This window comes from Bifidobacterium myosotis (assembly GCF_002259745.1).
GTDB lineage: Bacteria > Actinomycetota > Actinomycetes > Actinomycetales > Bifidobacteriaceae > Bifidobacterium > Bifidobacterium myosotis.
Genome location: NZ_MWWW01000012.1, coordinates 19,692 through 29,845 on the forward strand (window position 1 = coordinate 19,692; position 10,154 = coordinate 29,845).

Below are 10,154 nucleotides of genomic sequence, written 5' to 3' on the forward strand. Positions count from 1 at the left end.
CCACCGCCCACAAACGGACGGTGGCCTCAACTCGTTGGATAGGAGGGAACATGAGGAAGAGAAGAAGTGGCGCCCCGGGAGAAGGAGTATGCGCAGGACGCCACGTATGTTGTTGAGCTGTTGTTGAGCTTGGGCCGTGAACACCGATGAGACAGTCTCATCCATCCGGTCAATCAATCACAATCGATTGCAATCAATCGCAACTTATACAACTCATCGCAATCGCCATCGCGATCGACGACCGGATAGGGGTCGTCTCAACCTTCAATCCAAGGCCTTGAGACCCCGAGACGATGCCCGAGGTCTCTCACACAGCTCAGTGGGAGGCCGAGTACTCGGAGGCCCAGCCGTCCACGAAGGCGGTCTTGACGGCGTTCCAGTCGCCGGTGCCCTGAGCGTACTCCAGCATGGCGTTGCCAAGCTGGTTCTTCCACTCCTCGGACGGCATCATGGTGAAGTTCCAGGAGACCTGGGTCTTGCCGGACTTCTGGTCCTCGACGGCGGCCTCGGTCAGCGGGTTGTCGAACGTGACGTCATCGAAGGTCTTGAACGGGGTGGTGAAGCCCATGTCCTGGGAGAGGGCCTTCTTGCCGGTGTCGGAGCTGATCACCCAGGCCAGGAAGTCCTCGGTGGCCTTCTTGTCGGCGTCGGAGGCCTTGTCGTTGATGCACCAGTAGTTCTCGGAACCGGTGGCGAGGCCCTGCTTCTCCTCGCCCTTGGCGCCGATGTAGATCGGCATCATGCCCACGGACTCGGCCTTCATGCCGGCCTTCTGCAGGTCGGTCCAGGCCCAGGTGCCGTTCTGGTAGAAGGCGGCCTCGCCGAGCGCGAACTCGGAGTTGGCGTCGTCGCCGGTCTTGGCGCTCAGCTGCGTGCGATCGGTGGTGGAATCGGTGATGTACAGATCGAAGATCTTCTTGAAGTTCGGCAGGTAGGTGCCCTTGATGGTGGCCGGCTGCTCGGTGACGTTGTCGTCCTTGAACTCATAGTAGAGCGGCAGGTTGGCCAGGTGGGTCTTGAAGCGCCAGTCGGAGCTGGAGTCGAAGCCGGCGGAGGTGAACGCGCCCTGGATGCCGAGCTCGTCCTTGCGCGCCTGCATGTCGTCGGCCACGGCCTTCAGGGTGTCGAAGTTGTCGATCTCGTCGATGCTCTTGGCCTTGGCGCCATCAAGCGCGAAGTACTTGTTGAGGATGTCCTTGTTGTAGATGATGCCGTAGGTCTCCATCACGTACGGCACGCCGACGACCTTGTCGCCGTCCTTCAGGGCCACGTCCTGGTTCTGGAGTTCCTTGTAAACCTCGGTGTTGGACATGTCCGCGGTGTAGCGCTTCCAGTTCTGGTAGCCGACCGGGCCGTTGACCTGGAACAGGGTCGGGGCTTCGGTCTTGGCGATCTCGGACTTCAGGGTCTGCTCATAGGTATTGGACGCGGCGGTCTGCACCTTGACCTCGACGCCGGTCTCCTTGGTGTATTCCTTGGCCAGCGCGGTCCACTGGTCGGCCGCTTCCGGCTTGAAGTTCAGGTAGTAGACCTTGCCCTTGGAGTCGTCACCGGAGGAGGTGGAGTTGCCACAGGCGGCAAGGGTGCCGAGGGACATTGCTGCAATGGCCGCCATCGCGACCGCGGACTTCACTGTACGATTCATCGTCGAACCTTTCTCTTTCCACGTCGATTCCGGCTGTTCCGTCCGGAGCGGGTGCCGTTAGTGGCTCCCTTACGACTATCGACATGTCCTATTGTGCAACGGTTTGCTCGATTTTGCAAACGATGGCATTTTCGGCGCGTCAAAAATGCGCCTCAAGATGAAACCACACAACATTATCCCAATACTTCGGCGCGTTTTACCTATATGCGCTCATGCAAGCGTTCGCAACAATGAGAACGCTAACAATCCGTGCGACACCTATAAAACCCGAAAATCGACGCCTCGCAACGGCATAATCGCCATCGTTTGCATCGCAGCGTTGGCACCGAAAAGGAACCACAGACGGAAGCAGCAGACAAGCGCGGAAGCGAAAGAACAACAGTGCAGGGCGGGAAACCAGTCAGCTCCGCTGCCAGCCCGTTCTGCAATTTCGGACGCGCTCCGCGCGTGTTCTGCAGGCCAGCCTGTCAGCTCGCACGTCGCCCACAAACAGCTCCGCCGTTTGCTTCACGGCAACGTTCTCAGGCGTTCCAGCGCTCGATGACGTTATCGCCCTTGTAGACGCTCAGTACCGAATAATGCGCCGTGTCCAAACGCAGCAGGCGCGCGAAATGCGGGTCAACGCCCAGCCACTGCGACGTCAGGATGCGCAAGATGTGCGCGTGCGCGACCAACAGCACGTTGTGTCCCTCACGCAGCAACGGCAGCACCTCGTCGATGGCGCCCTTGGCACGCGCCGCGGCCTCCTCCAGCGACTCCCCCGGACCGTTGTGCACGGGGACCTCCGCGCCGCCCGGCAACGTCTCAGTCCAATCGCCCTGCAACGACTCCGGCAGCGAGCGCGGCCCGTCCCGCCAGATGTCCCATGCAAAACCGGCGGCCTCGCTGATCTGGCGGCGCGTACGCCCTTCGGCGGGACCATAATCCCATTCGGCGATGCCATCGAGCTCCCTCGGCGCGAATCCGGCCAGCTCGGCAGTCTGACGGGCGCGAACGAGCGGACTCGAGAACACGCACCCCTCGTCGAATCCACCCGGGAACGCCTCGCGCAGCCGATCGCCCGCCTCACGCGCCTGACGCTCGCCCACGGCGGTCAGCGGGATGTTCGTACGGCCCGTATGCTGGCCCGATTCGCTCCATACGGTCTGTCCATGGCGCAACAGCACCAGGAATCCGGTGCCGTTGCGAGAAGGGTCGACGGCCACAGTGCCGTCCATATGCTGTTCGCTCATGCCTCTACTCTAGTCCACCTGACCCCGGATTCCGACCTACGACGGGCGCGGTGTGCTCTACACTGATAGCCATGAGCAGCGCAAAGCACACCGCACGTCACGACTCCCCCATCGACTCCGGCATGGTCGCCTCGTCATCCACGGCCTCTCATGAGACCTTCTCCGGGGCATCCGGGACATCCACCCCCTCCGAGACCTCGGCCGGCGCCGACGCAGCCATCGCGGGCCTGCACCGCATCGACGAGAAGGTCAACGCACTGCGCGCCAGCCGCGAGGCGGACCCCGATACCCTGCTGGACAAGGCGTTCAAGGCCACGGCCCCCGCACTGGTCGGCATGGTGGCCGGCAAGGTGTTCCAGACCTTGTGGGACAAGGGCACAGCCCGTCGCAACCTGCGCAAGGGGTTGGCCGCCGATGCGCCGCAGGGGCTGGTGATGAGCCTCGCGTTCGCCGCCGCATCGGCCGCGTTCGGCGCCGTGATCTCGCAGCTGTCCGACCGCGGTTCGCAGGCGCTCGTGAATCGTCGCCACCGCAAGTCGCGAGCCAAATAGCAAGCCAAATCGCAAGCTAAATAGCAGGCCAGGTCGAAGTCCAGGTCCTGACATGCCGACACCGGTCGCCCACCGGTCGCCCGGCATCCGCATTCCGCCGTCAGGCGACCGTTCTTCCCACCGCCACCCACGCGTGCGACAATGGCATCATGGTTACCAATGCGACAATCGAAACCCTGCTGAACCGCCGCTCCATCCGCAAATTCAAGGATGAGGCCATCGACGCCGACACCATCGCCACGCTCGAAACCGTGGCCCAGCACGCCGCCTCCAGCCAGTTCCTCAACGACTGGTCCGCCATCCGCATCACCGATCCGGCCATCAAGGCCAAGGTCGCCGAATTCGGCACCCAGCCGTACATCGCCACCGCCCCGCTGCTCTACCTGTTCATCATCGATGAGCACCGCAACGCCCGGATCGCCGAGCGCAAAGGCATCGACCCGTCGTCCGACGACTTCAACCTCAAGACCAGCTATCGCTTCGCCCAGGCGCAGAACGACGCCGTTCTCGCCCTGCACGCGATGGAGACCGCCGCGTTCTCGCTGGGACTTGGGTGCGTGATTCTGGGCTCGCCGCTCAACAACATCAACGGGCTCATCGAGCTGCTCAACCTGCCGGAATACACGTATCCGGTGCTGGGTCTGGCCATCGGCAAGCCCGATCAGGAACCGGCGCTCAAGCCCCGCATGCCGCGCGACATGCAGTTCTTCGAGAACACCTATCCGGCGGACGCCGACGACACGCTCGCCACGTTGGCGGGATTCGACGCCGAGGTCCACCGCTACTATGACCTGCGTCAGGCGGACCGCCCGGTGGACGCCTTCAGCGACCAGATCGCCACGATCAGCCGTCAGGACGTCAGTGGCAAGACGCTGCTCGACAAGGCCGCAGCCCAAGGCTTCCAGCTGGACAAGTAGGCCCGTCACAGGCCCGGCGGGCCGCTGCGGATTCCAGCGGCCCCAGTGGACTTCGGTCGATTCCTCCGCAGCCCGCCCCGGCAGACCTCGACTCCGGGTCCGCCAACCCTCATACCAACGAACCCATACCAACGAACCCATACCAGCGAATCGCCGCCGGCCTCCCTCTCCAGCAAGCGAAAGGCCGGCGGCGATTGCCATCATTACGCCGTCCGCTTACTGAGACCAGATATTGGACAAGCGGCAGCCAATTCCCCATCATTTCGCGGCATTCCGCCCTTTCGTCAGACGGCACGCGGGATAGACTGCTCTTGGTCATTCGATAATTGACACGGACGGCGAAACCGTCTACGAAACGAGGGCGGCATGCGGACCATCTTGCGTATCTTCCGACGTGATTTCCTGCGCATCGTCCGCAATCCCGTCGCCGTGGTGGTCACCCTTGGCGTGGCCATCATCCCCTCGTTGTACGCATGGTTCAACATCCTGGCCAACTGGGACCCGTACTCGGCCACCGGCAACATCCAGGTCGCCGTCGCCAACGAGGACCGCGGCACCTCCAACGATCTGGTCGGCGAGCTCGACGCCGGCAAACAGGTGGTCGCCGAGCTGAAGAAGAACCACCAGCTCGGCTGGCGCTTTGTGGACGGTGAGGATCAGGCCGTCCAAGGCGTGGAGACCGGCGAATACTACGCGGCCATCGTGCTGCCCAAGGATTTCAGCGCCAGTCTGGTGGATTCGGTCACCGGTACGGGCAAGCGCCCGAAAATCCGCTACTACGTCAACGAGAAGAAGAACGCCATCGCGCCCAAGATCACGGACACCGGCGCCAGTACCATCGACGAGCAGATCAACTCCACGTTCGTGGCCACGGTGGGCAATACCGTGGCGAAGGCCGTTTCCAAAGCCGGCGGCGAGCTCGACAACGCCACCGATTCAACCCAACAGGACGCCATCGCGGACCTCAACACCGTGCTCGACACCATCGGTAGCGTGCAGGGCGCTCTGCAGGACCTGCAATCCACCCTTGACCAGGCGGACGGCACCATCGCCGACGCCAAGCGCACCACCGCAACCTTGAGCACGGCGATTGCGAGCGCCCGCAAGACGTCACAGCAGTCCGGCGCGCTGCTCACCCAAGCGCAGAACGGTTCGCAGGCCTTCTCCTCCACACTCGTGGGAGCGCTTGACGACAGCTCGGCCAAGCTGTCCGGCCTCGCGGTCGACGCGAACACGGCGGCCGGCAGCATCATCGGCTCGTTCAACACCGCGCAGGATTCGGTTGATTCCATCACCAATGCCCTCAACGCCCCGTTGGACCGCACGCAGACCGCCATCGACAACGTCAGGGACGCGTTGCGTCAGGCCGGCATCGACGAACACACAACCGACCCGCTGGGGCAGCGTATATGGAGCCAGCTCGATACGCTGGAAGGCGTCATCGGCCGGCAGCAGGCACAAATCGAGGATTTCCACGACAACGCCTCGCAATTCATCGACTCCGGCAAGGACGCCACCACCCATCTCTCCGGGGCGATGGGTACCGCGGCCACCGGCGGACTCGCGGCGTTGAGTCAGGCCCGTCAATCGCTCACCGGCACGGTGATGCCGAATCTCAACGCATCCCTCAATGGCTTCGCCGCCCTCAACGGCACATTGGACGGCACGCTGGTCTCGCTGGACGGCACACTCACCCAGACGGACGGACTGCTCGACCAACTGTCCGACACCATCGGCCAGACGCGATCCACCATCAGCGGCACGCAGCGGTCCCTGACCCAGCTCACCGAAGACGTGGACACCGTGCGCACCGACATCGGCGCGCTCGACAGTTCCGCGGCCTATCGGAAAATCCAAAGCACCCTGCATCTCAATGATCAGGAATTCGGCGCATTCATCGGCAATCCGGTCAGCCTTGTCACCAAAGTGGTCTACCCAACCGACAACTACGGCTCAGCCGTGACGCCCTTCTACACCAATCTGGCGCTGTGGGTGGGCGGCTTCGTGCTCATCGCCATCTACAAACTGGAGGTGGACCGCGAGAATCTCCGGCATGTGACGGCCACTCAGGCATATCTCGGACGCTGGCTGCTGCTGGTCACGGTCGGATTCCTGCAGGCGATCATCGCCACGGTCGGCGATCTCGCGCTCGGCATCCAGTGCGAGCATCCGCTACTGTTCATACTGGCTGGCGTGTTCTGTTCGTTCGTGTACATCAATATCATCTACGCGCTGGCCGTGGCGTTCCGGCACATCGGCAAGGCGGTGGCCGTGATTCTGGTCATCGTGCAGATTCCCGGCGCCTCCGGCCTCTATCCGATCGAGATGATGCCCGACTTCTTCCGCGAACTGCACCCCTGGCTGCCATTCACCTATGGCATCAACGCCATGCGCGGGCCGATCGCCGGCACGTATGCGAACCATTACTGGCTGGACATGGGCCATCTCGCGCTGTACCTGCCGGCTGCGCTGTTCATCGGTTTGGTGATACGCCGGTATGCGATGAACCTCAACGCGCTGTTCGACCGCCGTCTGGGTGATACCGATCTCATGATCACCGAGCACAACAGCATGGTCAACGAGCATGTGAGCCTCAACGCGGTGTTCCGCACGGTGTCCGACAGCAAGGAGCTGCGGGCCCTCATCACCAGCCGCGCACACCGGTTCTTCGCCCGGTATCCGATGATGATCGTCTCCGGTCTGGTATTGCTGACCGTGCTGCCGTTCGTCTTCCTCGTGCTGCTGTTCGTCACGCAGCAGAAGATCACGATGCTCACCGCATGGATTCTGTCGATCATTCTCATCGATGCGTATCTGATCGTGGTGGAGTACACGCGCGAAAGCTACGCGATGCAGGTGGGCGTCAGCGCGATGAACGCCGACGAATTCCGCGATGTGATGCTCAACGGCTACGTCTGGCGCCGATTCCGCGACCACGGCAAACACGACGGCCACGTTCTGCGGGCCGACCGCACCGATCGCGCTGGGCAGGCCGGGCAACAGGATGGGCGGGATGACCAACAGGACGGGCAGCAGGACCAGCAGGACGGGCAGAACAACCAAGACAATCGCAACGGCCAGAACAAGGGAGGCGTGCGATGAAGCTCATCTGGAAGCTGTTCATACGTGACCTGCGCCAGGCCACGCGCAATGTGATTGCGGTGATCGTGGCGATGGGTCTGGTCATCGTGCCGGCCTTGTACGCCTGGTACAACATCGCCGCCAGCTGGGACCCATACGGCAACACGAAGGCTCTGAAAGTCGCGGTGGCGAACACCGACAAGGGCTACAAATCCGATCTCATCCCGGTGCCCATCAACGTGGGAGAGACCGTGACCAGCGCGCTGCGGGCCAACCATGATCTGGACTGGCAGTTCGTGGACCGGGACAAGGCCATCGACGGCGTGTACTCCGGGGAATACTACGCGGCATTGGTGATTCCCAAAAGCTTCAGCGCGGACATGATGACGCTGTTCTCGCCCACCATCACACATGCGAAGCTCGAATACTATCTCAACGAGAAAATCAATCCGATCGCCCCGCATATCACGGACGAGGGCGCCAGCACCGTGGCCACCACCATCGACCAGACCTTCGTCAAGACGCTGTCCAGTGTGGCGTTGAATCTGGCCTCGAACGTGGCCAAATACGCGCAAAGCCCGGAAATGGCCCAGTACATCGACAACGCCACCAGCCATCTCACCGGTATGTCGGCCAAACTCACCGGGACGGCAGCGCAGATCGACTCCTATGTCAACCTGCTGGGAGCCGCGAACGGCATCATCGACTCGACCGACAAACTGCTGGGCTCCACCGGCTCGGCGGCAGCGGACACGAAACAGTCCATCAAACAAGCCCAATCAGGCGCCACCAGCCTTGGCGACGCCCTTTCCGGGGCCGCGGACGGCGTCAGCGCCGCTCTGAAGCAGGCCGACGAGGCATACGTCTCCATCGATAAGCAGATTGACGCGGCATTCACCGATATCGGATCGCAGTCCGCACAGGTGGCGGGCGCGCTGACCGATATGCAGTCGAAGGTCCAAGCGCAGGCCAATACATTCGGCGATTACGCGGCAGCGCTGCAATCGTTGGCAGACCAGAGTTCCGTGCAGTCCGTTCGCAACGCACTGGCCAAGGCCGCGGCACAGGCCGAACAAACCAAGCAGAAGCTGCAATCGGCCGCCGATGCACTGGGCGAGGCCGCTCAGCACATCACCGACGGCACCGCGGACGCTGAGGCAACCCGTCAGAAGATAGCAGACAAGATCGCAGCGGCCCGCAAGTCCATCACCGAGGTTTCGGATACCTACGAGCACGCCTTGAAGCCGCAGCTGACGAAATTGGCCGCTTCGATGGACGACGTGGCGAATCAGGCCTCCAACGTCATCGATGGGCTTTCCTCCACGGTGGATAGCGTATCCGGGATGTCCGCAGGACTGTCCGGCAGCATCACGGGCATACAGGACTCTTTGGGCAAGGCCTCGGCGGCGTTGAACCGATCCGCCAAGAAACTGGATACCTTGGCTGGCAAGTTCTCGTCGTTGGCCAAGGACGGCGGCGGCGACCTATCCAGCGTCCTTTCGACCGATCCGGATACCCTCGCTTCGATGCTCGCCGCCCCCGTGGCTGTTGACCGCATCCCGCTGTACCCGATGGCGAACTACGGTTCAGCCATGGCTCCGTTCTACACGATTCTGGCCATCTGGGTGGGCGCGATCATTCTGGCGGCCATGCTGAAGGTTTCCATTTCCGACCATGAAAAGGCCAAGGTGCTGGGGCTTGGCAACGACCTGCCATTGGGGAGTGAAGTCGGGCTTCGCGAGGCGTTGATTGCCGGTCGTGTGGCCGGGCCGAGCGCCGCGTTGGACGTGCTCAAGAAACCCCGTCCCGAGTCCCCCGGCAATGCGCGGCAGTTTGGTTTGCAGCTGCACCATGAGTATTTCGGACGGTACATGGTTTTCGGCTTCCTGGCGCTGTTGCAGGGCACGTTGGTATGTCTGGGCGATTTGTTCTATCTGGGCGTGCAGTGCGAGCACCCGGTGCAGTTCCTTATGGTCGGATGGCTGGCTGCACTGGTGTTTTCGAACATTGTATATACGTTGACGGTTTCATTCGGCGACATCGGCAAGGCCATCGCCGTGATATTGCTGGTAATGCAGGTGGCTGGGTCGGGCGGCACGTTCCCGGTGGAGACGCTGCCGCCGTTCTTCCAGGCAGTGTCCAAATGGCTGCTCTTCCCCTACGCCGTGGACGCGATGCATTCGGCCATGGCCGGTTCCTTCGGCATGGAGTACTGGATCGCCATGGGCAAACTGGCGCTGTTCCTTGTGCCGTCGCTGCTGCTCGGCCTGATGCTGCGCAAACCCGTAATCCGTCTCAACGACTGGATCATCCGCAATCTCGAAAGCACCAAGGTGATGTGAGGCGGATTGCTGGGTTTCTTTTGGCTCTGTTAAACCAGAATTGACATGGGTTAATCAACGAAAGTTCGGAAGGGGTTGATTCCCTTGATTCCTCTGAATGGATTGATTCATTTCCCTGAATGGGTTCATTCCCTAAAGGAATCAACCCCACCAATTTGCCTCTTATGTCAAAGCTGGTGTCACAGAGCCTTTCTTTTTTGTTTGGTCTTCGTACCGCAAAACACGTATCGATTGTGTCTTTGTTTGATTCAGACCGCCAAACCAGACCGCAGAACCAGACCGCCAAACCAGACCGCCAAACCAGACCGCCAAACCAGACCGCCAAACCAGACCGCCAAACCAGACCGCCAAACCAGACCGCCAAACCAGACCGCCAAACCAGACCG

General features: G+C 61.8%; 7 protein-coding genes. 4 read left to right on the top strand and 3 right to left on the bottom strand.

Translation table 11 applies throughout. The features are described from left to right. Positions 1–316 precede the first annotated feature (316 nt). Positions 317–1,645, bottom strand: a complete 1,329-nt coding sequence (locus tag BMYO_RS05910) for an ABC transporter substrate-binding protein (protein ID WP_094667591.1) — start codon at positions 1,643–1,645, stop codon at positions 317–319. 521 nt (positions 1,646–2,166) lie between these two features. Beyond that, positions 2,167–2,877: a histidine phosphatase family protein gene (locus BMYO_RS05915; RefSeq protein WP_169834068.1), complete on the bottom strand. Its 711-nt coding sequence runs from the start codon at positions 2,875–2,877 to the stop codon at positions 2,167–2,169. 122 nt (positions 2,878–2,999) lie between these two features. Here BMYO_RS05915 and BMYO_RS05920 point away from each other — a divergent pair, with 122 nt between their 5' ends. The 4 genes from BMYO_RS05920 (at position 3,000) to BMYO_RS05935 (ending at position 9,768) form a co-directional block, all read left to right on the top strand. Then, entirely contained in the window at positions 3,000–3,428 is a 429-nt protein-coding gene (locus tag BMYO_RS05920; protein ID WP_094667596.1) for a DUF4235 domain-containing protein, read from the top strand. 149 nt (positions 3,429–3,577) lie between these two features. Beyond that, on the top strand, positions 3,578–4,345 hold the full coding sequence (locus tag BMYO_RS05925; RefSeq protein WP_094667592.1) for a nitroreductase family protein: 768 nt from the start codon (positions 3,578–3,580) through the stop codon (positions 4,343–4,345). Between the two features lie 366 nt (positions 4,346–4,711). Beyond that, the gene (locus BMYO_RS05930; protein ID WP_094667593.1) at positions 4,712–7,447 is read left to right on the top strand and encodes a YhgE/Pip domain-containing protein; all 2,736 of its coding nucleotides are present in this window, start codon (positions 4,712–4,714) and stop codon (positions 7,445–7,447) included. Further along, positions 7,444–9,768, top strand: a complete 2,325-nt coding sequence (locus BMYO_RS05935; RefSeq protein ID WP_094667594.1) for a YhgE/Pip domain-containing protein — start codon at positions 7,444–7,446, stop codon at positions 9,766–9,768. The genes BMYO_RS05930 and BMYO_RS05935 overlap by 4 nt, the downstream gene beginning before the upstream one ends. A 162-nt stretch (positions 9,769–9,930) precedes the next feature. Here BMYO_RS05935 and BMYO_RS11860 read toward each other — a convergent pair. Further along, on the bottom strand, positions 9,931–10,154 hold a 224-nt coding region (locus BMYO_RS11860), incomplete at its 5' end, for a hypothetical protein (protein WP_211276830.1).